Origin of the sequence: Streptomyces thermocarboxydovorans, from assembly GCF_039524635.1 — a bacterium.
In the GTDB taxonomy this organism is placed as follows: Bacteria; Actinomycetota; Actinomycetes; order Streptomycetales; family Streptomycetaceae; genus Streptomyces; species Streptomyces thermocarboxydovorans.
On sequence record NZ_BAAAGU010000080.1, the window covers coordinates 1 to 21,472 of the forward strand.

Sequence of the window (21,472 nt, forward strand, 5' to 3'; positions counted from 1 at the left end):
CCCGGACCCGCGGCCGGCGCGGCACCCGCGCCCGCCGCCGGAGCCGACGGCGCGGCCGCACCGGACGACCCGCCGGCCCCGGACGCCGTCGCGCCGGACCCCGACGTCCCGCTGCCCGGCCCCGACGTCTCCCGCCGGTCCGGGATACCCATCCGGTCCGCCGCCTCCTGCAGCCACTCCGGAGGGCTCAGCAGGAACGACGTCTGATTCAGGTCCACCCGGGCCGGCGCCGGCTTCGGCTCCGGCGCGGCCTCCGGACGGCCGTACTCCTCCTCGTAGCGCCGGATCACCTCACCCACCGGCAGCGCGGGCCACAGCGTGGCCTCCCCGCTGTCCCGGGCGATCACCAGCCGCTGCGCGCCCCCGTCCGAGCGCGGACCGTCCGCACGGTCCTCCGCCCACACCACGAACCCGAGACCGAACTCCCGCACCCGCACCTCACGGTGCTGGTACGACGGCACATCACCGTTGATCCACTCTTCCGCGCGCTCCTGCGCCTGCGCGAACGTCACCATCGCCTGAGCTCACTCCCCCGCGGAAGAAACCGGGACGACCCGCGCGAAGCCGCCGTCCACCATCAGATCGGCCACCGTCTGCAGCTCCGGCGGAGACCCCGCCAGCCGCGACAGGAACGCGTCGAAGTCGTCCCCGCACGGCAGCAGCAGCCGCTCCACCCGCTCGGCGGGCGACCACGACGGATCCACGTCCCGCACATCGTCATAGGCGCAGAACCACACCGAGCCGTTGCGCTCGCCCCGCACCTTCACCGCCAGCAGACCGCCCTGCACGAAGGCCACGCACAGATAGTCCTTCGTCAGGTGATCCCGCAGGCACTTGTTGATGTAGACGAGGTCATTGACGGCCGCCTCGTCCCGCACCGTGAAGAACGGCTGGTCCACCAGCAGCCCCAGCTCGGCGTCCAGCGCCGTGCCCACCGGGGCGCAGCCGCCGGCCGCCTTCAGGAACGAGCGGTAGGCACCCGGCAGCCGGTACCCCAGGTCCTCCTCGACCTGCTGCACCTGCGTCTCCGACACCGCCACACCCGACTTCGGCAGCCCGAAGTGCGCCGGACGCGTCTCCTGCAGCGGGCGCGTGCCCCGCTTGCCCTGATCCACGTTCGCGGTCGCGATCCCGCCGTGATGCCGCAGCAGCGCCTTCACCTCGACCGGCACCAGCTCCAGCCGCCGCGTCCCCGCGACGTGATGCCACGTCCAGCCGTGCGGCGTCGCCACCGACGGCACCGTGTCCCACAGCTCGTGCCCGCTCGCCGCCATCGCCGCGTTCGCCGACACATAGTCCGTCAGCCGCAGCTCGTCGACACCGAAACCCTCCGGCGGATCCGCGATCTCCACGGCCGCCCGCGCATAAGGCGAGAAGTCGGGGTAACCACGCTCGTCCACCCGCACACCTCTGGGATGCCGGGCGGCCCGCACCGGATCCGGGAATTGCACGACCTGCCCGGCGTAGGCCGCGTTCGGCGGCGCGGCGTGTCCCCCGGCCTGGCGGCCGGGAGGTGCCCCCAGCCCGAGCCGACCTGTCGTCATGGCGGTTGCCCCCTGCGGCACTCTGATACGCCCCTGCCCCGAACACCCTCGGCCGGTCACGGAACGTATTCGACTGTCACGTCTGCTTCGACTTTCCTCACCGCACGGTTCGGCGGTGCCCGACAGCCTATGCGGTACGCCGACACCGGTCACCGGCACCGGTCACCAGCCCTCCGCTTGTGGTGACCAGCCGTCACCCTGCGATGACAGCGTGCCCGGACCCGGGCGTGTCGCCCCGCCCCAGCTTCCGCATCAGCCACGGCATTTGGCACTCTGTGACCTTCGGGGGATGCACGGAGGGGAAGACAATCATGAACATGACGCAGGCAGGCGCCCCGGCGGCCACGCCGAACGACCGGTCCGCCGACCCCCGCACCGGCGACCCCCGCATCGGCTGGAGCGCCACCACCGACAGCCCCGCACCCGTGCTGCGCCACCGCCGCGACGGCATCCTGCCCACCGTCGCCGCCGCCCTCTCCGTACGCGGCACCACCCTCACCGGCACCCCCGCCCGCGGCGACACCCCACCCGCCCTGCACCCCCTCGTACAGGACTTCCTCGACACCCTCACCAGCGGACAGCGCGACCGCTTCACCGGCCGCTGCGCCGAGACCATCCTCATCTCCCGCCACATCGCCGCCACCGACGCCGCCCGCAGCAAACGCGCCGCACGCAAACCCATGACCAACGGCGAAGCCCGCAAAGCACTCAAACACGCCAAACTCACCACCCGCCGCATCCGCGAGGACGGCGACCCCCTCCACGGCGGCTTCGCCATCCCCTGCCGCGCCTGCACCGCACTCAGCGCCCACTTCGGTGTCCGCATAGTCGACCCCGCCGCCACCGAACGCTGACACGAGCCACGCCGCCCGCCCGCGCGACGCGGCCCAGCACCATGAACTCGACGAACGAAGGGCAGATGCACACCGACCGCACCTCCACCACGCGCTTCCCCGTCCCCGTCGACGCCGCACTGCGCGCCGCCGGCTGGCAGCCGGGACGCTGGGACATCAAACAGGCCGAGATCTGGGCCGACACCCTCCGCGACCACACCTCACCCGCCGGACACCGGCACAGCGTCTTCCCCGCCGCCGTCGAAGCCTGGGCCGAATTCGGCGGACTCCACATCCACCCCACCGGACCCGGCCGCCAGATCGCCCCCGCCACCCTCCACATCGACCCGCTCCACGGCCTCCACATGGCCCGCACCCTCGGCGACCTCGGCCGCGCCCTCGACACCCAGGTCTCCCCCCTCGGTGCTGAGACCGACACCGAGTCCCTCCTCGCCATCGACGCCGAAGGCCGCGTCTACGCCCTCGACCACACCGGCGACTGGTACCTCGGCCCCCACATCGACCAGGCCCTCGCCACCCTCATCGACGGCATCACCCCCACCCGCCTCACCGTCGCCTGAACCCGCCAGCCACCCCACCGGCCACACCCCCGCCGGCAACAAGGCTCCACGACGATGCCGGCAAAACCCCTACGAGGCCTCCGCCGCCGACGCCGGAATCACCGCCGACACCCGGAAACCCCCCGCCTCCGTCGGCCCCGACACGAACACCCCGCCCAGCGCCGACACCCGCTCCCTCATCCCCACCAGACCATTGCCCCCCGACGGCAGCCCCGCCGACGAAGCCGCCCGCGGCGGCGGCTCGTTCTCCACCTGCATCGCGATCTCCGACGCCCGATGCGCCAGCCGCACATACGTCTTCGCACCCGCCGCATGCTTGTGGACGTTCGTCAGCGCCTCCTGCACCACCCGGTACGCCGTCGACTCCACCACCGGCGCATACGACCGGCTCTCCCCCTCCACCGACAGATCCACGACCATCCCCGCGGCCGCCGACTGCCCCACCAGCTCCTCGATCGCCGCCAGGCTCGGCCCCTCCGCCGCACCCTCCTCACCATCGGCCGCACGCGAGGCAGCCGCCGCCGCGGCCGCCCCCACCGCCGCCAGCGGAGGCACCGACACCCGCCCCGAACGCGCCGCCGCCCCCGACTCCGTACCCGCCCGCAGCACCCCGAGCATCTCCCGCAGCTCCGTCAACGCCTGCCGGCCCATGTCCCCCACCAGCGCGGCGTTCTTCACCGCCTTCTCCGGATCCTTCCGCGCCACCGCCTGCAACGCCGCCGCATGCACCACCATCAGACTCACCCGGTGCGCCACGACGTCATGCATCTCCCGCGCGATCCGCGTCCGCTCCTCGTTACGCGCCCACTCGGCCCGCTCCTCGGCCCGCTCCGCCAGCAGCTGAAGCTCCCGCTCCAGACTGTCCGCCCGCTCCCGCAAGCTCTCCATCAGCCGCCGCCGCGCCCCGATGTACAGACCCAGCAGCACCGGCGGAGCCGTCAGCCCCAGCGCCGTCGTGATCGACGCGAACGGCACGAACCAGTCACCTATCGTCAGCTCGCCGCGCGCCATGTCCTGCCGCACCCGCACGAACGTCACGATCGCCGTGCCCAGCAGCGACATCCCCGCCAGCGACCCGATGATCCTGCGCGGCAGCTCCGAAGCCGCCAGCGTGTACAAGCCGACGACACCCATCAGAAAACCCATCTGGGCAGGCGTCACCGCGATGGTCACCAGCACCACGGCGACCGGCCACTTCCGCCGCACCACCAGCACCGCCCCGGCCAGCAGCCCGAACACCACCCCCGCGGCCACCGGAATCCCCGCGTCCCGCGCGAACGGAATCCCCTCAAGACCGCACTCCAGCGCGGACACCACCGCGAGGCCCACATCCAGCACGGCACTGCGCCACCGCGCCCACCACCACGGCCCTCCCCGGGCCGGCACCAGCTCTTCCCCCGTCGCGGTCATGCATCCAGCCTACGGGCGCCACCCGGTGCATTTCCGGCGACTTTCGACAAGCGATACGACGCGATACCCCTCGAACACGCGGAGCAGTCACCAGGCCCGTTGCAGCTGCCCGATGATCAAGGTCCTGAAGGGGGCTGAGCTGTACCGTCGCATCGAAGGGTCCCGGTACGGCATAGTAGGGGCTGCATCCGCGACCGATCTAGGAAATCGGACATAGCGAGCAAACCGTCCCGGGTCGTCTAATGGTAGGACAAAGAGTTTTGGTCTCTTGAATGAGGGTTCGATTCCTTCCCCGGGAGCTCTCAGCGCACGTCTCGTCAGTTTCGGGTCCCCGCCGGTCCAACCCCCGGTGGGGACCCGCTCTCATGTCCGCCCCAAAACCCCCCGGTATCCTGCGGACTGTCCACCCCTCCCCAAACTCAGCCGAAGGGCATCCCGTGAGCGCCAATCGCCCGGCAGCCGTCGTCGTTCTCGCAGCGGGTGAGGGCACCCGTATGAAGTCGGCCACACCCAAGGTCCTGCACGAGATCTGCGGCCGTTCTCTCGTGGGTCACGTCCTCGCCGCCGCCGGTGAGCTCCAGCCGGAGCATCTCGTCGTCGTGGTGGGGCACGCCCGCGAGAAGGTGACCGCCCATCTCGCCGAGATCGCCCCGGAGGTCCGCACCGCGGTGCAGGCGGAGCAGAACGGCACGGGGCACGCCGTCCGCATGGGCCTGGAGGAGCTGGGCGGCTCGGTCGACGGCACGGTCGTGGTGGTGTGCGGCGACACCCCGCTGCTGACGGGCGAGACGCTGCGCCGGCTCGCCGGGACGCACGCCGCGGACGGCAACGCGGTGACGGTGCTGACGGCCGAGGTGCCGGATGCGACCGGCTACGGCCGGATCGTGCGTGACGAGGCGTCCGGTGCGGTGACCGCGATCGTGGAGCACAAGGACGCCACCGAGGAGCAGCGGGCGATCCGTGAGATCAACTCGGGTGTGTTCGCGTTCGACGGTGCGTTGCTGGCGGATGCGCTGAAGAGGGTGCGGACGGACAACTCGCAGGGCGAGGAGTACCTGACGGACGTGCTGGGGATCCTGCGCGAGGCGGGTCACCGGGTGGGTGCGGCGCTGGCGGCTGATCACCGTGAGATCGCCGGCATCAACAACCGGGTGCAGCTTGCGGAGGCGCGGCGGATTCTCAATGAGCGGTTGCTGACGCAGGCGATGCTGTCGGGGGTGACGATCGTCGATCCGGCGTCGGTGTTCGTGGATGTGTCGGTGACGTTCGAGCGGGATGTGGTGGTGCATCCGGGGACGCAGCTGCTGGGTGCGACGCATCTGGCGGAGGGCTGTGAGGTGGGTCCGAACTCGCGGCTGACGGACACGCGTGTGGGCGCGGGTGCGCGGGTGGACAACACGGTGTCGGTCGGTGCGGAGGTCGGTGAGGGGGCGTCGGTGGGGCCGTTCGCGTATCTGCGGCCGGGGACGCGTCTGGGCCGTAAGGGCAAGATCGGTACCTACGTGGAGACGAAGAACGCGTCGATCGGTGAGGGGACGAAGGTTCCGCATCTGTCGTACGTGGGTGACGCGACGATCGGTGAGTACACGAACATCGGTGCGGCGAGCGTGTTCGTGAACTACGACGGTCAGGACAAACATCACACGACGGTCGGGTCGCACTGCCGGACGGGTTCGGACAACATGTTTGTGGCTCCTGTCACGATCGGGGACGGCGCGTACACGGCTGCCGGCTCGGTGATCACGAAGGATGTGCCGCCCGGTTCGCTGGCTGTGGCCCGTGGTCAGCAGCGGAATATCGAGGGCTGGGTGGCCCGCAAGCGTCCGGGGAGTGCTGCCGCGAAGGCGGCGGAGGCGGCTTCCCGGGGGTCGGCCGAGGAGGGCTGACCGGAAACGGGTGCCTGAAACACGGCGTACCGTGATAAGTGCACATCCGCACCCCACCAGCTGAGACGGCCTCTCGCGAGTCGGCTGAGAGGTTTCTGGACATGCCCAGCTGTGACGACCTCTGAGGAGAAAGTGCTGTGACCGGGATCAAGACGACCGGCGAGAAGAAGCTGATGTTCTTCTCCGGCCGCGCCCACCCCGAGCTTGCCGAGGAGGTCGCCCAGCAGCTGGGTGTCGGGGTTGTCCCGACGAAGGCCTTCGATTTCGCCAATGGTGAGATCTATGTGCGGTATCAGGAGTCGGCGCGGGGTGCCGACTGTTTCCTGATCCAGAGCCACACGGCGCCGATCAACAAGTGGATCATGGAGCAGTTGATCATGATCGACGCGTTGAAGCGTGCGTCGGCGCGTTCGATCACGGTGATCGTGCCGTTCTACGGGTATGCCCGGCAGGACAAGAAGCACCGGGGCCGTGAGCCGATCTCGGCGCGGCTGATCGCCGATCTGATGCGGACGGCGGGTGCGGACCGGCTGCTGACGGTGGATCTGCACACGGATCAGATCCAGGGTTTCTTCGACGGTCCGGTGGATCATCTGTTCGCGCTGCCGCTGCTGGCGGACTATGTGGGCGCGAAGGTGGACCGGGAGAAGCTGACGGTGGTCTCGCCGGACGCCGGCCGGGTGCGGGTGGCGGACCGCTGGTGCGACCGTCTGGGTGCGCCGCTGGCGATCGTGCACAAGCGGCGTGACAAGGACGTGGCGAATCAGGTCACCGTGCACGAGGTGGTCGGTGAGGTGAAGGGCCGCGTGTGTGTGCTGGTGGACGACATGATCGACACCGGTGGCACGATCTGCGCGGCGGCGGACGCGTTGTTCGCGCACGGTGCGGAGGACGTGATCGTGACGGCGACGCACGGTGTGCTGTCGGGTCCGGCGGCGGACCGGCTGAAGAACTCGCGGGTGAGTGAGTTCGTGTTCACGAACACGCTGCCGACGCCGGGTGAGCTGAGCAGTGATCTGGACAAGATCAAGGTGCTGTCGATCGCGCCGACGATCGCTTCGGCGGTGCGTGAGGTGTTCGAGGACGGCTCGGTGACCAGTCTGTTCGACGAGCAGTAAGGGTTCTGCAGCCGGCCCCCGCGCGGGGTTCCGGTGATCGTTTTGAGTGCGGCCTCCCTGCCTGAGTACACTGTTGCAGTTGCTCGGCGAGGGAGGCCGTACTCGTCTGTCGAAGGCGTGAACACGGCGGTCCGTTATCGACGCGCTCTTCGTAGCAGGCCGTTCGTGGCCGGGTGACCACGTCCGTTTCTGACTTCGAGGAGTGAATATGTCTGAGGTGAAGATCTCCGCCGAGACGCGCACCGAGTTCGGCAAGGGTGCTGCTCGCCGTATCCGCCGTGCCGACAAGGTTCCCGGTGTTCTGTACGGTCACGGTTCCGACCCGGTGCACCTGACCTTCCCGGGCCACGAGATGCTGCTGGCGCTGCGTACGCCGAACGTGCTGATCTCGCTGGACATCGACGGCAAGAGCAACGAGCTGGCCATCCCGAAGGCCGTGCAGCGCGACCCGATCAAGGGCTTCCTGGAGCACGTCGACCTGCTGCTGGTGAAGCGCGGCGAGAAGGTCCGTGTGGACGTCCCGGTGCACGCCGAGGGTGAGCTGGCGCCGGGCGGCAACCTGCTGGAGCACGTCCTGGACTCGCTGCCGGTCGAGGCCGAGGCCACCCACATCCCGGAGCACGTGACGGTCTCCGTCGAGGGCCTGTCCTCCGGTGACTCGGTCCACGCGAAGGACATCGAGCTGCCGAGCGGTGTGACCCTGGCGGTGGACGAGGACGCCGTGGTGCTGCAGGTGCTGGCCGCGCAGACCGAGGTGCCCGAGGAGACCGAGGGCGAGGAGGAAGAGGCCGCCGAGGCCTGATCCCCTCTGGGCCTGTGGTCCGCTTCCCGGCGAGGCGGACGGCGGACCCGGGTCGTCGTTTCGTCGGCCGCTGTTCCCATGCGGGGCAGCGGCCGACGCGTATGAAGGAGACATGGACGTGACGACGGATGCGGCGGCTCCGTGGCTGATCGCGGGTCTGGGCAATCCGGGGCCCGATTACGCGGGGAACCGGCACAACGTGGGGTTCATGGTCGCGGATCTGCTGGCGGAGCGCATGGGCGGGCGGTTCAAGCGGTCCGGGAAGGCCCAGGCGCAGGTGGTGGAGGGCCGGATCGGTCCTCCGGGCCCGATGTCCCGGCGGGTGGTGCTGGCGAAGCCGATGTCGTACATGAATCTGTCCGGCGGGCCGGTGAACGCGCTGCGGGAGTTCCACAAGGTGCCGGTGGATCATGTGGTGGCCATCCATGACGAGCTGGACATCGGCTTCGGCGCGCTGCGGCTGAAGCGGGGTGGCGGGGACAACGGTCACAACGGGCTGAAGTCGCTGACGAAGGCGTTCGGTCCGGACTATCACCGGGTGCGGTTCGGGATCGGGCGTCCGCCGGGGCGGATGCCGGTGGCCGATTTCGTGCTGCGGGACTTCTCGCCGGCGGAGCGCAAGGAGCTGGACTACTTCGTGGACCGGGCGGCGGACGCGGTGGAGTGCCTGGTGATCGAGGGCCTGGAGCGGGCGCAGAGTACGTACAACTCCTGACTTGTCCCCCGCATGAGTTGACCGACCGCAGAGATATGGCCAAAGATCGCGGCCATGCCTTCTGCGGTGCTCTCTTTCGGACGGATCGCGGCGATGGGCACGGTGACCGTGCTGATCCTGATCGCCGGGGTGTGGGCGTCCTGGGGCTCGGCGCAGCACGTGATGCTGACCAAGGGGCGCGAGCGGGGCGCGGTCGAGGTGACGCAGTGCCGGCAGGGCACGTGCAGCGGCCCCTACACGCCGGTCTCGGCGGGCTCGCAGCCGCGGGACCGGGTGGTGCTGGAGGACTCGGTGGCCGTCACCGAGGGCGAGACCTATGCGGTGGTGCTGAAGCCGGGCGGTACTCAGGCCGTGCGGTCGGGTCCTGGCGGGGTGCTGTACGCGTGGGTGCCGCTGGGCGGTGCGCTGCTGCTGGCGTCGGTGGTGGTGGCCGGCGGCCTGCGCAGGACGCGGCCGGCGTGGGTGCTGGCCGGCTCGGGTGTGGCGCTGCTGACGGCGGCCTTCGTGCTGGTGTGATCCCTGGCCGGTGTGCTTCCCGGCGGGCGTTGTCCCTGATGTGACGGCGGCGCCCGCTGTCGTGATGCTCCGCATGTGCCGCTGTCGTACGGCCCCGGATGTGACGGTGCCCCCGTGCTCGCGTGGAGCGCGGGGGCACCGCTGTGTGTGCGGCCCTTGGGTCAGCCGGTGTTGCGCAGGCCCGCCGCCACGCCGTTGACGGTGAGCAGCAGGGCGCGGGAGAGCAGCGGGTCGGGCTCCTCGCCGGCGGCGGCCGCGTCGCGCTGCCGCTTGAGCAGGGCGACCTGGAGGTAGGAGATGGGGTCCAGGTAGGCGTCGCGGATGGCGAAGGTCTGCTTCAGGACGGGCTGGGCGTCGAGGAGTTCCTTCTCGCCGGTGACGCGCAGCACCTCGGCGACGGTCAGCTCGTGCTCGGCCTCGATGGTGTCGAAGACGTGCTTGAGCTCGTCGGGGACGAGGGTGTCGACGTAGTGCCGGGCGATCCGCAGGTCGGTCTTGGCGAGGGTCATCTCGACGTTGGAGATGAAGTTGCGGAAGAAGTGCCACTGCTGGTGCATCTCGTCGAGCACGGTGTCGAGGCCGGCCTCGCGCAGCGCCTTGAGTCCGGAGCCGACGCCGAACCAGCCGGGGACGATCTGCCTCGACTGGGTCCAGCCGAACACCCAGGGGATGGCCCGCAGCCCGTCCAGGCCGGCGCCGGAGTCGGGGCGGCGGGAGGGGCGGGAGCCCAGGTGCAGGTCGGCGAGCTGGTCGACGGGGGTGGAGGCGAAGAAGTAGGCGGGCAGGTCGGGGTCCTCGACCAGGCGCCGGTAGGCGGCGTGGGCGGCGTCGGAGACGACGTCCATGGCGGCGTCCCAGCGGGCGAGGGCCTCGTCGGACTGGCGGGGCGCGGTGTGCAGGGCGGAGGCCTGCAGGGTGGCGGCCACGGTCAGTTCCAGGTTCTCCCGGGCGAGGGCCGGGATGAGGTACTTGTCGGAGATGACCTCGCCCTGCTCGGTGACCTTGATCTCGCCCTCGAGGGTGCCCCAGGGCTGGGCGAGGATGGCGTCGTGGGTGGGGCCGCCGCCGCGGCCGACGGTGCCGCCGCGGCCGTGGAAGAGGCGCAGGCGGACGCCGTAGCGGTGGGCGACGTCGCGCAGGCGGCGCTGCGCGCGGTGGATCTCCCACTGGCTGGTGGTGATGCCGCCGAACTTGGAGGAGTCGGAGTAGCCGAGCATGACCTCCTGGACGTCCCCGCGCAGCGCGACCAGGCGCCGGTAGGACGGGTCGGAGAGCATGTCCTCGAGGATGGTGTCGGCGGCCTTGAGCTCGTCGGTGGTCTCCAGCAGCGGCACGATGCCAATCCTGGCCCAGCCGGCGTGCAGGTCGATCAGGCCGGCCTCGCGGGCGAGGACGGCGGCGGCGAAGACGTCGTCGGCGCCCTGGCACATGGAGATGATGTAGGACTCGATGACCTCGGGTCCGAAGACCTCCAGGGCCCGCTTGATGGTCTGGAAGACGCCGAAGGTCTTCTCGCCGGCCGCGTCGACGGGCGGCGGGGTGGGGGCGAGGGGCCGGCGGGAGCGGAGTTCCTTGGCGAGGAGCTTGGCGCGGTAGTCGCGCGGCATGTCGGCGTAGCGCCAGGACTCCTCGCCGAGCCGGTCGAACAGCTGGCCGAGGGCGTGGTGGTGGGCGTCGGCGTGCTCGCGGACGTCCATGGTGGCGAGCTGGAGGCCGAAGGCGGCGATGGTGCGGATGGTGCGGGCGAGGCGTCCGTCGGCGAAGAGGCCGCCGCGGTGCTCCCTGAGCGAGGTCTGCAGGATGCGCAGGTCGGCGAGGAGTTCGCCGGTGCCGAGGTAGTCGCGGCCGGGCTCGTGCGGGGTGCCCTTGGCGAGGCGCTGCTTGGTGTTCTGCAGCTTCTGGCGGATGCAGGTGGCCTTGAGCCGGTAGGGCTCCTCGGCGTTGAGGCGCTTGTAGCGGGGGCTGATCTCGGGGAGGTTGTCGAGGTCGGCCTTGAGGGAGGTGAGCAGTTCCTCGGTGGCGCCGGCGTAGCGGATGGAGCTGGAGAGCAGTCCGCGCAGCTCGTCGATCATCTCCAGCGCGTCGTTGATGCCGTGCTCGTGCTGGAGGATCAGGACCTCCCAGGTGACCTGGGGGGTGACGTTGGGGTTGCCGTCGCGGTCGCCGCCGATCCAGGTGCCGAAGGTGAGGGGGCGGGTGTCGTCGGGGAGCTTGACGCCGACGCGTTCGAGTTCGGCGGTGAGGTCCTCCAGGACGTCGCCGACGGCTTCGGCGTACAGCTCGTCGAGGTAGTAGATGGCGTTGCGGGCCTCGTCGGCGGGTTCGGGGCGGGCGACGCGCAGCTCGTCTGTCTGCCAGACGAGGTCGATGTTCTCGGCCAGCCGGGTGTCCAGGCGCCGCCGGTCGGAGGCGATGACCGGGGTGTCGAGGAGGGCGGCGATGCGGCGGAGCTTGTTGAGGACGGAGCGGCGTGCGGCCTCGGTGGGGTGGGCGGTGAAGACGGGCCGCACGTTGAGGTGCTGCACGGTCTGGCGCAGATGCTCGGGGTCGGCGTCCTTGAGCCGGTCGGCGGTGCGGGTGAGCGCACCGCCCTCGGCCGCGCGCCGGGCGCGCAGTTCGCGTCCGCGGTGCACCTGCTCGGTGACGTTGGCCAGGTGGAAGTAGGTGGAGAAGGCGCGCACCAGCTTGGCGGCGGTCTCGAGTTCTGTGCCGCGCAGCAGCTCGGCGGCGGCCTCGCCGTCCTCCCGGGTGAGGCGGCGGACCTTCTCGACGAGCTCCAGCAGCTCAGGGCCCTCCTGCCGGACCAGGGTCTCCCCGAGGAGGTCACCCAGTCGGCGGATGTCGGCACGCAGTTCGGCGCTCGTCGTGGTGGTCTGGTCGTCGGCACTGCTCACAGGTGCGGCTCCTTGCAGTGTTGAAGCTCGTCTGGGAGGGAACCCGGACGGCGTCGCGCGCGGCGGGCGCCGCATACGAAATGGGGCGTCCGGGAAGAATTCCGAGCGGACCGCGCTGTCCGACCGACTCCCAGGATAGGTGTCGGGCGGGACGCGCAGGCTCGCGGGCTCTTGCCGCCGGGCGACGCACTGCCATACTTACGAAGCCGTAGGTTACGGAACCGTAAGAACTCCTCCCGGTTCCGGCAGCCCCGGCACCACCCCCGTCCGCATACCCCACAGGGGACACGCATGACCTCAAGCTCCGATGTGATCGAAGAAGCCCCGAAGGCATCTGGATCCGACGTCGCCGCCGCGCCCTCCGCCACGCTGGGCGGTGAGCGCAAGCGTTCCATCGAGCAGATCACGCTGCTGCTCTTCATCATCGTTCCGTTCCTGGCACTGCTGGCGTCCGTGCCGCTGGCCTGGGGCTGGGGGGTGAGCTGGCTGGACCTCGGCCTGCTGGTGTTCTTCTACTTCCTCGGGTGCCACGGCATCACCATCGGTTTCCACCGGCACTTCACCCACGGCTCGTTCAAGGCGAAGCGGCCGCTGAAGATCGCGCTGGCCATCGCCGGGTCGATGGCGGTCGAGGGGCCGCTGGTGCGGTGGGTGGCCGATCACCGCAAGCACCACAAGTTCTCCGACGCCGAGGGCGACCCGCATTCGCCGTGGCGGTACGGGGAGACGATCCCGGCGCTGATCAAGGGCCTGTGGTGGGCGCACATCGGCTGGATGTTCGACGAGGAGCAGACGCCGCAGGACAAGTACGCGCCGGATCTGATCAAGGATCCGGCGATGCGGCGGATCTCCCGCCTGTTCGTGCTGTGGACGTCGCTGTCGCTGCTGCTGCCGGCGCTGATCGGCGGGCTGGTGACGATGTCCTGGTGGGGCGCCTTCACCGGTTTCTTCTGGGGTTCACTCGTCCGGGTGGCGCTGCTGCACCATGTGACGTGGTCGATCAACTCCATCTGCCACGCGGTCGGCAAGCGGCCGTTCAAGTCGCGGGACCGTTCGGGCAATGTGTGGTGGCTGGCCGTGCTGTCGTGCGGTGAGTCCTGGCACAACCTGCACCACGCCGACCCGACGTCGGCGCGGCACGGCGTGGAGCGCTGGCAGCTGGACTCCTCGGCGCGGCTGATCCGCTGGTTCGAGTTGCTGGGCTGGGCGTACGACGTGCGGTGGCCGTCACGCTCGCGTATCGATTCCCGCCGGAACACCACTGATGTCGGCTCCCGGCGCCGGAAGGAGACCGTCGAGGCGGCATGATGGTCGCCGTGGCCGACTCCAGCAGCATCCCGAGCAATGACAAGCCGCGGCGCACGCGCCGGACCCGGATGACCGGTGCGGAGCGCCGCCAGCAGCTACTGGAGATCGGCCGCACCCTCTTCGCGGCGAAGGGCTTCGAGGGCACGTCGGTGGAGGAGATCGCGGCGAAGGCCGGGGTGTCCAAGCCGGTGGTGTACGAGCACTTCGGCGGCAAGGAGGGCCTGTACGCGGTGGTGGTGGACCGGGAGATGCGCCGCCTGCTGGACATGGTGACCAGCTCGCTGACGGCCGGCCACCCGCGGGAGCTGTGCGAGCAGGCGGCGTTCGCGCTGCTGGACTACATCGAGGAGTACACGGACGGGTTCCGCATCCTGGTGCGTGACTCCCCCATCCCCCAGTCGACGGGGTCGTTCGCCTCGCTGATCTCGGACATCGCCACCCAGGTGGAGGACATTCTGGGCCGCGAGTTCAAGTCCCGCGGCTTTGATCCGAAGCTGGCGCCGCTGTACGCGCAGGCGCTGGTCGGCATGGTGGCGCTGACGGGCCAGTGGTGGCTGGACGTGCGCAAGCCGAAGAAGGCCGAGGTGGCGGCGCACCTGGTGAATCTGGCGTGGCACGGCCTGGACGGCCTGGAGCCGAAGCCGCGGCTGATCGGGCACCGCAAGAGCTGAACCCTTACTGCGACCGCGCCCGCCTGCCGGTCGGCCGCAGCTCCCCTCCCCCGTCCCGCCCTGGCCGGTCAGGCGTCCTCCCGGACGGGTTCGAGGAACTCCAGGCGGTTGCCGACCGGGTCGGCGGTGAAGAAGCGCAGGTGGCCCGGCAGGTTGTCGTCCCAGGTGACGGGGGCGCCGTGCCGGTCGAGCCGGTCGGCGTACTGCCGGATCCCGCTGACCCGGATGCCCGGGTGGGCCTTCCTGGCGGGGCGGAAGCCGTTCTCGATCCCCAGGTGCAGCTGGACGGGTCCGGACTGGAACCAGCAGCCGCCGCGGGCGGCGAGGGCGGGCGGCTTGGGGATCTCCCGCATGCCGAGGATGCCGCCGTAGTAGTCGCGCAGCAGGTCCTCGCTGCCGGCGGGCGCGGCGAGCTGGACGTGGTCGAGTGCGGTGATCATGGCGGGTGCTCCGCCGGCCGGTGAGGGCGCGTCCTTCGCGGGCTTGTGCGCGACGGCGAAGAGGCGGCGGAAGGGGAAGGCCGTGCCGTGGAGGCCCGGCGGGTAGGCGGTGCGCAGGGCGGCCCGGTACTCCTCGAGGAAGGCCTCGCGCCGCTCGGGCTCGTCGGCGAGGGCGGTGAGCACGGGCCGCAGTCCGGTGCCCTTCACCCAGTCCAGGACCGGGTCCTCGCCGGTGAGCAGGTGGATGTAGGTGGTCTCCCAGACGTCGGCGGTGCAGCCGGCGGCGGTGAGGCGGGCGAGGTAGTCCTGCGGGGCGAGCACGGCGTCGCTGTGGCGCAGGACGTGGCCGATGCCGTGCCGGTGGGCGATCTCGCGCATCAGGGCGTGGCTCGGGGCGTCGAAGTTGCCGGGGATCTGGAAGGCGAAGGTTCCGCCGGGGTTCAGCGCGGCCACCCAGTCGGCGAACCGGTCGGCGTGGCCCGGCACCCATTGCAGGGTCGCGCTGCTGATGATCAGGTCGTACGGCTCCTCGGGCGTCCAGGTGCGCAGGTCGGCGTGGACGAAGTCGAGGTGTCCGCCGCCCGGGGTGGGGCCGGCGTGGCCGGCGCGGGCCGCCTCGAGCATCTCGGGCGAGTTGTCGTAGCCGGTGATGCGGGCGGCGGGCCAGCGTTCGGCGAGCAGGGCGGTGACATTGCCGGCGCCGCAGCCGAGGTCGGCGATGCGGGGCGCGTCTGCCGCCGGTTCCGGGATGCGGGCGAGGAGTTCGGTGCTGGGCCGGGTGCGGTGGCCGGCGTGGCGCAGGTACTGCGCGGGGTCCCAGGTGGGGGTGACGGTCATCGGTCCTCCGTAAGTTGTTGGGCGCGTACCCACCCTGCAATCCCTATTCCTTGATGTCAAGAAACTCGATATCAAGAGACTTCACGTCGACACAACCACTACACTGATCGCCATGGAGGACGAGGTCGATCGGCTGGTCGCAGCGTGGCGCCGGGAGCGCCCGGACCTCGACGTGGAACCGCTCGAGGTGCTCAGCCGGGTCAGCAGGCTCGCCCGGCATCTGGACCGGGCACGCAGGCTCGCCTTCGCCGAGCACGGGCTCGAGCCCTGGGAGTTCGACGTACTGACCGCGCTGCGCCGCGCGGGCGCCCCCTATCAGCTCTCGCCGGGGCAGCTGCTCACCCAGACGCTGGTGACCTCCGGCACGATGACCAACCGCATCGACCGCCTCGCCAAGAAGGGCCTGGTGGAGCGGCTGCCCGACCCCACCGACCGGCGCGGTGTGCTGGTCCGGCTCACCGCCGAGGGACGCGACCGCGCCGACCAGGCCCTGGCCGGGCTGCTGGACCAGGAGCGGGCGATCCTCGCCGAGCTGTCCCGGGCGCAGCGCAGTGAACTGGCCGCCCTGCTACGCCAGCTGACCGCCCCGTTCGACAACATCCCCGGATAGGTCGACCGGTCCGACGCCCGCGCGGCGGGCGAGGGCGACCGCGGCGAGCGTGGAGTGGACGCCCAGCTTGCCGAGCACGTTCTGCATGTGCGTCCGCACCGTGTGCGGGGAGAGATACAGCCGCTCGGCGACGGCCTTGCGGCCCAGGCCCGCCACCATGCAGCGCAGCACCTCCCGCTCCCGCGGGGTGAGGGACTCCACCAGCCGCTCGCTCTCGGTGCGGTGCTTGCGGGCCGCGGTCAGCTCGCGCAGCACGCCGGTGAGCAGCGCGGGCGGCAGATGCGTCTCGTCGCGCAGCACGCCCCGGATGACGGTGAGCAGCCGGTTCAGCGAGCAGTCCTTGGCCACCCAGCCGGAGGCGCCGGCCTGCAGCGCGGAGGCCGCCCGCCGGGGGTCGTCCTTCTCGGCGAGCACCACGATCCGCACCTGCGGCTGGGCCGTGCGCACCCCGGCGACCAGGGCCATCCCGTCGACGAGGCCGTCCTCGTCGCCGTCCTGCACGGGCACCGCCGGACGGCCGCCGGGCACCTTGCCGCCCAGATCGGCGTCTACGAGCATCACGTCGAAGCGGCGCCCCTCGGAGGCGGCACGCTCCAGACAGCGCAGCGCCGCCGGGCCGCTGCCGGCCGCGGCCACCTCGACATCCGGCTCCGCGGCCAGGGCCGCGGCCAGCGACTCGGCGAAGATGCGGTGGTCGTCGACGACCAGGACTCGGATGCGTACCACGAAACCCCCTTCCCCGAGCTCTTCCGCAGAGCAGGGGATCGCTCACCGGCCCACCGGCACTGTTCATCAGGGTACGGACGGGGGCCGGGAGCGGAAGGTTATTCACAGAACTGGCGGTCCTGGCGCGTTTAGGGTGAGCCGCATGTTTCGTTTGGAGACAGAAGTCGACAAAGCCCGGCGTGATCTGCTCCGCAAGCGTCTGCGGGACACCAATACGGCCGCGTCCCCCGTGCTGCGCGCCCTGCGCGGCACCCCCGGCGAACGCGAGAACCCCCTGCATGTGTGGGCCATGGACGACTTCGGCGGCCTCGCGGGCGGCCTGGTCGGCCACACCTGGGCCTCCTGGCTCCACGTCAGCTACCTGTGGGTGGACGAGCGCCACCGGGGCACCGGCCTCGGCAGCCGCCTGCTGGCGCATGCCGAGCACCTCGCCGCCACCGAACGCGCCTGCGCCTCCGCCCGCGTGGAGACCTGGGACTTCCAGGCCCCGGACTTCTACCGGAAGCAGGGCTACGAGGTGGTGTGCCAGATCCCCGACTATCCGCCGGGGATCACCGAGTACACGCTGGTCAAGAAGCTGGTGACCCGGCACCGGTGAGCCGGTCCAGCCGCCGGGCGCCGGCCGACGGCACGGCCTCGAAGACGCGGGGCGGGGTGAGGTCCGCGGCGGCGAAGGCCTCCTCCACCGCCTTGGTGACGGCCGGGACGTCGGTGCTCTCGGTCAGCACGATCGCCGAGCCGCCGAAGCCGCCGCCGGTCATGCGGGCGCCGAGGGCCCCGGAGGCGAGAGCCGTCTCGACGACCAGGTCCAGCTCGCGGCAGGAGATGCGGAAGTCGTCGCGCAGCGAGGCGTGCCCCTCGACCAGCACGGGACCGATCGCCCGGATGTCACCCGCTTCCAGCAGCTCCACGACCCGCTCCACCCGCTGATTCTCCGTCACCACATGACGGACCAGCCGGCGCACCTCCTCCTCGTCGCCCAGCCGCGCCAGCGCCGCCTCCAGCCCGTCGTAGGGGATGTCGCGCAGGGCGTCGACGCCGAGCAGCGCCGCGCCCTTCTCGCAGCCGGCGCGGCGCTTGCCGTACTCGCCCTCGCTGTGGCTGTGCTTGACCTGGGTGTCTACGACGAGCAGGCGCAGCCCCTCGGCCTCAAGGTCGAAGGGGATCTGACGCTGCGAGAGGTCCCGGGTGTCGAGGAACAGCGCGTGCCCGGCCTCGCAGCAGGCGGCGGCCGTCTGGTCCATGATGCCGACGGGCGCGCCGACATAGACGTTCTCGGCGCGCTGGCACAGCCGGGCCAGCTGCCGGCCGCGCAGGCCCAGGGAGAACAGGTCGTTCAGAGCCGAGGCCACCACGACCTCCAGGGCGGCCGAGGAGGACAGGCCGGCGCCGGCCGGGACCGTGGACGCCAGATGGATGTCCGCGCCGGTCACGGCGTGACCGGCCTCCCGCAGCGCCCACACCACGCCCGCCGGGTAGGCGGTCCAGTTCTTGTCCGACCCGGGCGCCAGGCCGTCCACGCTCATCTCCGCGACCGGCTCGGGCACGTCCGCGGAGTGCAGGCGCAGCACGCCGTCGTCGCGGCGGGCGACGGCCGCGACCGCGGTGTGCGGCAGCGCGAACGGCATCACGAAGCCGTCGTTGTAGTCGGTGTGCTCACCGATGAGGTTGACGCGGCCCGGTGCCGCCCACACCCCGTGCGGCTCGGCCCCGTACAGCCGGGTGAACTCCGCTGCCACCGTCCCGCTCATCCGCTGCCCCTTCATCGGACGTCCTGAGCCGCGCGCCGCCGGGCGAACTCCCACGCGTCCGCGACGATGCCGGCGAGGTCCGTGCGCTTCGGCCGCCAGCCCAGCTTCTCGCGGGCGGCGTCCGCGGAGGCCACCAGCACCGCCGGGTCGCCCTCCCGGCGGGGTGCCACGACCTCGGGGACCGGGTGGCCGGTGACCCGGCGGACGGTGTCGACGACCTCGCGGACGGAGAAGCCGTTGCCGTTGCCGAGGTTGCAGATGAGGTGCTCGCCGGGGGTGGCGGCGCGCAGCGCCAGCAGGTGGGCCTCGGCGAGGTCGGCGACATGGATGTAGTCGCGCACGCAGGTGCCGTCCGGGGTGGGGTAGTCGTCGCCGTAGACCGAGATGGCCTCCCGCCTGCCCTGCGCGACCTGGAGGACCAGCGGGATGAGGTGGGACTCGGGGTCGTGCCGCTCGCCGTGGTCGCCGTAGGCGCCGGCCACGTTGAAGTAGCGCAGGGAGACCGCGCCCAGGCCGTGGGCGGCGGCCTCACCGCTGATCATGTGGTCCACGGCGAGCTTGGAGGCGCCGTAGGGGTTGGTGGGGGCGGTGGGGGCGGACTCGGCGATGGGCACCTCGGCCGGCTCGCCGTAGGTCGCCGCCGTGGAGGAGAACACCAGGGTGCGCACGCCCGCCTCGCGCATCGCGGCGAGCAGCGCCATGGTGCCGCCGACGTTGTTGTCCCAGTACTTCTCGGGCCGCACGACCGATTCGCCGACCTGGGAGAAGGCGGCGAAGTGCAGCACCGCGTCGTACGACGGATCCAGCCATTTGGCGGAGTCGCGGATGTCGCCCTCGATGAACGAGGCGCCCTCGGGCACGCCCTCGCGGAAGCCCGTGGAGAGATTGTCGAGGACGACGACCTCGTCGCCGGCCTCGATCAGATGCTGGGCGACGACGCTGCCGACATAGCCCGCACCCCCGGTGACCAGGTACTTCTCGCTCATGAAGTGGCTACCTCCCGCAGTCGCTGGGCCGCGCGCTCCGGCGGCACGTCATTGATGAAGACGTTCATGCCGGACTCGGAACCCGCGAGGAACTTCAGCTTGCCGGAAGTGCGGCGGATGGTGAAAAGCTCGAGGTGCAGCGCGAAGTCGTCGCGTGTCACGCCGCCGTACTCCTCCAGCGGGCCGAACGGCGCCTGGTGCCAGGCGGCGATGTACGGCGTCGGGGGCTCGTCGGTGCCGAAGATCCGGTCGAAGCGCCGCAGCAGTTCCAGATAGACGGGGGCGAACTCCGCGCGGGCCGCCTCGTCGAGGCCGAGCAGGTCGGGGACCCGGCGCTTGGGGTACAGGTGGACCTCGTACGGCCAGTGCGCCGCGTACGGCACGAAGGCGGCCCAGTGGTCACCCTCCAGGACGACACGTTCCCCGGCGAGTTCCCGCTCCAGCACCGCGTCGAAGAGGTTCTCCCCGCTGGTCGCCGCCTTGTGCGCCGCCACTTGGCGCAGCATCAGGGCGGTGCGGGGGGTGGTGAACGGGTAGGCGTAGATCTGCCCGTGCGGGTGCTGGAGGGTGACGCCGATCTCGGCGCCCCGGTTCTCGAAGCAGAAGACCTGCTCGACGGCAGGCAGATGCGACAGCTCCGAGGTCCGGTCCGCCCAGGTCTCCAGGACCAGCCGGGCCTGCCGCTCGCTCAGGTCGGCGAAGGAGGCGTCGTGGTCGGAGGTGAAGCACACGACCTCGCAGCGGCCGGAGTCCCCGGCCAGCGAGGGGAAGCGGTTCTCGAAGACGACCACGTCGTAGGAGGAGTCCGGGATCTCGCTGAGCCGGTCGCCCTCGGAGGGGCACAGGGGGCATTCGTCGGCCGGCGGGTGATAGGTGCGGCCCTGCCGGTGGGAGGCGATGGCGACGCTGTCCCCGAGCAGCGGGTCGCGGCGGATCTCCGACGTGGTGACGGTGACGTCCAGCGGGCGGCGGTCGGGCGCGTCGCGGACGGTGTCGTCGCTGAGGTCGTAGTAGATGAGCTCGCGACCGTCGGCCAGTCGGGTCGAGGTCTTCTTCACGCCGGACGCTCCATTCGAGCCGCACTGTTCAACAGAACTCAACATACCAAAACACGACTCACCACCCGGGTCAACATCACAATCAAACAAAGCTCACCAACAAAAGTGTTCGCCGAGATCCTCGGCATGGCCGCGAACAGCGCGCAGTACGGCGTCTACACCACCCACTGGTACTGGATCGGCGCCATCCCGGCGATGGTCTTCCTGGGCCTGGTGATGATGCCTTCTACTACGGCTCCAAGGTCCGCTCGGTCCCGGAGTTCCTGCTGCTGCGCTTCGACAAGGCCGCACACCTGCTCAGTGCGGTCCTGTTCGCCTGCGCCGCCATCCTCATCGCCGGCGTCAACCTCTACGCCCTGGCGATCGTGGTCGAGGCCCTGCTGGGCTGGCCGGAATGGGTGGCCATCGTCGTCGCCGGCTTCTTCGTGCTCGCCTACATCACCCTCGGCGGCCTGTCCTCCGCCATCTACAACGAGGTGCTGCAGTTCTTCGTGATCCTCGCAGCGCTCATCCCGATCACCGTGCTGGGCCTGCGGAGCGTGGGCGGCTGGGACGGCCTGTCCGACAAGCTCACCGCCTCCCACGGCGACAACTTCATGACCGCCTGGGGCGGCACCGGCATCGGCAGCGACAACCCGCTCGGCGCCAACTGGCTGACCATCGTCCTCGGCCTCTTCTTCCTCCTCTGGCTCAAACTCTCCCCCACAGTCCCCCGTTATGGTTTCCGCGGTCCTGCAAGAGGGCCGCTGGCCTCCGGGCCCGGCATGACTGTGTCCCCCTGTCGAT

Annotated in this window: 18 protein-coding genes, 1 tRNA gene and 3 pseudogenes; 13 read left to right on the plus strand and 9 right to left on the minus strand. The window is 70.8% G+C overall.

Going from position 1 to position 21,472, the window contains the following annotated elements; genetic code table 11:
• Both ABD198_RS27650 and ABD198_RS27655 read right to left on the minus strand, forming a co-directional pair.
• Window positions 1-515 (minus strand): annotated as a pseudogene (locus ABD198_RS27650) (SUKH-4 family immunity protein); the annotation flags it as partial.
• Window positions 516-524: 9 nt separating this feature from the next.
• Window positions 525-1,544 (minus strand): SMI1/KNR4 family protein, encoded by a 1,020-nt coding sequence (locus ABD198_RS27655; protein ID WP_344006935.1) that lies wholly within the window; start codon window positions 1,542-1,544, stop codon window positions 525-527.
• Between the two features lie 311 nt (window positions 1,545-1,855).
• On the opposite strand from ABD198_RS27655, the gene ABD198_RS27660 reads away from it, so the two are divergent.
• Window positions 1,856-2,398 (plus strand): YwqJ-related putative deaminase, encoded by a 543-nt coding sequence (locus ABD198_RS27660; protein WP_344006937.1) that lies wholly within the window; start codon window positions 1,856-1,858, stop codon window positions 2,396-2,398.
• Between the two features lie 65 nt (window positions 2,399-2,463).
• Window positions 2,464-2,958, plus strand: coding sequence for an SUKH-3 domain-containing protein (locus ABD198_RS27665; protein ID WP_344006969.1), 495 nt, complete (start codon window positions 2,464-2,466; stop codon window positions 2,956-2,958).
• A gap of 69 nt (window positions 2,959-3,027) precedes the next feature.
• Here ABD198_RS27665 and ABD198_RS27670 read toward each other — a convergent pair whose 3' ends face one another.
• Window positions 3,028-4,368, minus strand: coding sequence for a sensor histidine kinase (locus tag ABD198_RS27670; protein ID WP_344006939.1), 1,341 nt, complete (start codon window positions 4,366-4,368; stop codon window positions 3,028-3,030).
• Window positions 4,369-4,596: 228 nt separating this feature from the next.
• Here ABD198_RS27670 and ABD198_RS27675 point away from each other — a divergent pair.
• The 6 genes from ABD198_RS27675 (at window position 4,597) to ABD198_RS27700 (ending at window position 9,405) form a co-directional block, all read left to right on the plus strand.
• Window positions 4,597-4,667: transfer RNA gene (locus ABD198_RS27675), tRNA-Gln, on the plus strand.
• 138 nt (window positions 4,668-4,805) lie between these two features.
• The gene (glmU, locus tag ABD198_RS27680) at window positions 4,806-6,254 is read left to right on the plus strand and encodes a bifunctional UDP-N-acetylglucosamine diphosphorylase/glucosamine-1-phosphate N-acetyltransferase GlmU (RefSeq protein WP_344006941.1); all 1,449 of its coding nucleotides are present in this window, start codon (window positions 4,806-4,808) and stop codon (window positions 6,252-6,254) included.
• A 137-nt stretch (window positions 6,255-6,391) separates the two neighbouring features.
• Window positions 6,392-7,372, plus strand: a complete 981-nt coding sequence (locus ABD198_RS27685) for a ribose-phosphate diphosphokinase (protein ID WP_344006943.1) — start codon at window positions 6,392-6,394, stop codon at window positions 7,370-7,372.
• A 208-nt stretch (window positions 7,373-7,580) separates the two neighbouring features.
• Window positions 7,581-8,174 carry a 50S ribosomal protein L25/general stress protein Ctc gene (locus ABD198_RS27690; protein WP_344006945.1) on the plus strand — a complete coding sequence of 198 codons (594 nt, stop codon included), beginning with the start codon at window positions 7,581-7,583 and terminating at the stop codon, window positions 8,172-8,174.
• Between the two features lie 112 nt (window positions 8,175-8,286).
• Window positions 8,287-8,889, plus strand: coding sequence for an aminoacyl-tRNA hydrolase (gene pth / locus ABD198_RS27695; protein WP_344006947.1), 603 nt, complete (start codon window positions 8,287-8,289; stop codon window positions 8,887-8,889).
• 54 nt (window positions 8,890-8,943) lie between these two features.
• On the plus strand, window positions 8,944-9,405 hold the full coding sequence (locus tag ABD198_RS27700; protein ID WP_344006949.1) for a hypothetical protein: 462 nt from the start codon (window positions 8,944-8,946) through the stop codon (window positions 9,403-9,405).
• A gap of 161 nt (window positions 9,406-9,566) precedes the next feature.
• Here the strand turns inward: ABD198_RS27700 and ppc are convergent, their stop codons facing one another.
• On the minus strand, window positions 9,567-12,299 hold the full coding sequence (ppc, locus tag ABD198_RS27705; RefSeq protein WP_344006951.1) for a phosphoenolpyruvate carboxylase: 2,733 nt from the start codon (window positions 12,297-12,299) through the stop codon (window positions 9,567-9,569).
• A gap of 291 nt (window positions 12,300-12,590) precedes the next feature.
• Between ppc and ABD198_RS27710 the strand changes: the two genes are divergently transcribed.
• Together ABD198_RS27710 and ABD198_RS27715 are read left to right on the plus strand one after the other, a co-directional pair.
• Window positions 12,591-13,607, plus strand: a complete 1,017-nt coding sequence (locus tag ABD198_RS27710) for an acyl-CoA desaturase (protein ID WP_344006953.1) — start codon at window positions 12,591-12,593, stop codon at window positions 13,605-13,607.
• Window positions 13,604-14,278: a TetR/AcrR family transcriptional regulator gene (locus ABD198_RS27715; protein ID WP_344006955.1), complete on the plus strand. Its 675-nt coding sequence runs from the start codon at window positions 13,604-13,606 to the stop codon at window positions 14,276-14,278. The genes ABD198_RS27710 and ABD198_RS27715 overlap by 4 nt, the downstream gene beginning before the upstream one ends.
• A gap of 476 nt (window positions 14,279-14,754) precedes the next feature.
• On the opposite strand, the pseudogene ABD198_RS27720 reads toward ABD198_RS27715, so the two are convergent.
• Window positions 14,755-15,555: pseudogene (locus ABD198_RS27720) on the minus strand (trans-aconitate 2-methyltransferase); the annotation flags it as partial.
• A gap of 112 nt (window positions 15,556-15,667) precedes the next feature.
• On the opposite strand from ABD198_RS27720, the gene tamR reads away from it, so the two are divergent.
• Window positions 15,668-16,165: a MarR family transcriptional regulator TamR gene (gene tamR, locus ABD198_RS27725; RefSeq protein WP_344006957.1), complete on the plus strand. Its 498-nt coding sequence runs from the start codon at window positions 15,668-15,670 to the stop codon at window positions 16,163-16,165.
• Here tamR and ABD198_RS27730 read toward each other — a convergent pair.
• Window positions 16,124-16,891, minus strand: a complete 768-nt coding sequence (locus ABD198_RS27730) for a LuxR C-terminal-related transcriptional regulator (RefSeq protein ID WP_344006959.1) — start codon at window positions 16,889-16,891, stop codon at window positions 16,124-16,126. The two genes, tamR and ABD198_RS27730, sit on opposite strands and share 42 nt — an antisense overlap.
• Window positions 16,892-17,033: 142 nt before the next feature.
• On the opposite strand from ABD198_RS27730, the gene ABD198_RS27735 reads away from it, so the two are divergent.
• Window positions 17,034-17,489: a GNAT family N-acetyltransferase gene (locus ABD198_RS27735; protein WP_344006961.1), complete on the plus strand. Its 456-nt coding sequence runs from the start codon at window positions 17,034-17,036 to the stop codon at window positions 17,487-17,489.
• Here the strand turns inward: ABD198_RS27735 and galK are convergent.
• The 3 genes from galK to galT are packed head-to-tail and all read right to left on the minus strand — an operon-like array spanning window position 17,461 to window position 20,686.
• Window positions 17,461-18,642, minus strand: a complete 1,182-nt coding sequence (gene galK, locus ABD198_RS27740; RefSeq protein ID WP_344006963.1) for a galactokinase — start codon at window positions 18,640-18,642, stop codon at window positions 17,461-17,463. The two genes, ABD198_RS27735 and galK, sit on opposite strands and share 29 nt — an antisense overlap.
• An 11-nt stretch (window positions 18,643-18,653) precedes the next feature.
• Window positions 18,654-19,628, minus strand: a complete 975-nt coding sequence (gene galE, locus ABD198_RS27745; RefSeq protein ID WP_344006965.1) for a UDP-glucose 4-epimerase GalE — start codon at window positions 19,626-19,628, stop codon at window positions 18,654-18,656.
• Window positions 19,625-20,686, minus strand: a complete 1,062-nt coding sequence (gene galT / locus ABD198_RS27750) for a galactose-1-phosphate uridylyltransferase (protein ID WP_344006967.1) — start codon at window positions 20,684-20,686, stop codon at window positions 19,625-19,627. Before galT ends, galE begins: the two co-directional genes overlap by 4 nt.
• Window positions 20,687-20,800: 114 nt before the next feature.
• Here galT and ABD198_RS27755 point away from each other — a divergent pair.
• Window positions 20,801-21,372, plus strand: a pseudogene (locus ABD198_RS27755) (sodium:solute symporter family transporter); the annotation flags it as partial.
• Window positions 21,373-21,472: the final 100 nt, after the last annotated feature.

Bases quoted from the DNA above. Each gene is read 5' to 3' on its own strand.
- ABD198_RS27655 (WP_344006935.1), bottom strand. From the start codon at position 1,544: ATGACGACAGGTCGGCTCGGGCTGGGGGCACCTCCCGGCCGCCAGGCC.
- ABD198_RS27660 (WP_344006937.1), top strand. From the start codon at position 1,856: ATGAACATGACGCAGGCAGGCGCCCCGGCGGCCACGCCGAACGACCGG.
- ABD198_RS27665 (WP_344006969.1), top strand. From the start codon at position 2,464: ATGCACACCGACCGCACCTCCACCACGCGCTTCCCCGTCCCCGTCGAC.
- ABD198_RS27670 (WP_344006939.1), bottom strand. From the start codon at position 4,368: ATGACCGCGACGGGGGAAGAGCTGGTGCCGGCCCGGGGAGGGCCGTGG.
- ABD198_RS27690 (WP_344006945.1), top strand. From the start codon at position 7,581: ATGTCTGAGGTGAAGATCTCCGCCGAGACGCGCACCGAGTTCGGCAAG.
- pth (WP_344006947.1), top strand. From the start codon at position 8,287: ATGGACGTGACGACGGATGCGGCGGCTCCGTGGCTGATCGCGGGTCTG.
- ABD198_RS27700 (WP_344006949.1), top strand. From the start codon at position 8,944: ATGCCTTCTGCGGTGCTCTCTTTCGGACGGATCGCGGCGATGGGCACG.
- ABD198_RS27710 (WP_344006953.1), top strand. From the start codon at position 12,591: ATGACCTCAAGCTCCGATGTGATCGAAGAAGCCCCGAAGGCATCTGGA.
- ABD198_RS27715 (WP_344006955.1), top strand. From the start codon at position 13,604: ATGATGGTCGCCGTGGCCGACTCCAGCAGCATCCCGAGCAATGACAAG.
- tamR (WP_344006957.1), top strand. From the start codon at position 15,668: ATGGAGGACGAGGTCGATCGGCTGGTCGCAGCGTGGCGCCGGGAGCGC.
- ABD198_RS27735 (WP_344006961.1), top strand. From the start codon at position 17,034: ATGTTTCGTTTGGAGACAGAAGTCGACAAAGCCCGGCGTGATCTGCTC.
- galK (WP_344006963.1), bottom strand. From the start codon at position 18,642: ATGAGCGGGACGGTGGCAGCGGAGTTCACCCGGCTGTACGGGGCCGAG.
- galE (WP_344006965.1), bottom strand. From the start codon at position 19,628: ATGAGCGAGAAGTACCTGGTCACCGGGGGTGCGGGCTATGTCGGCAGC.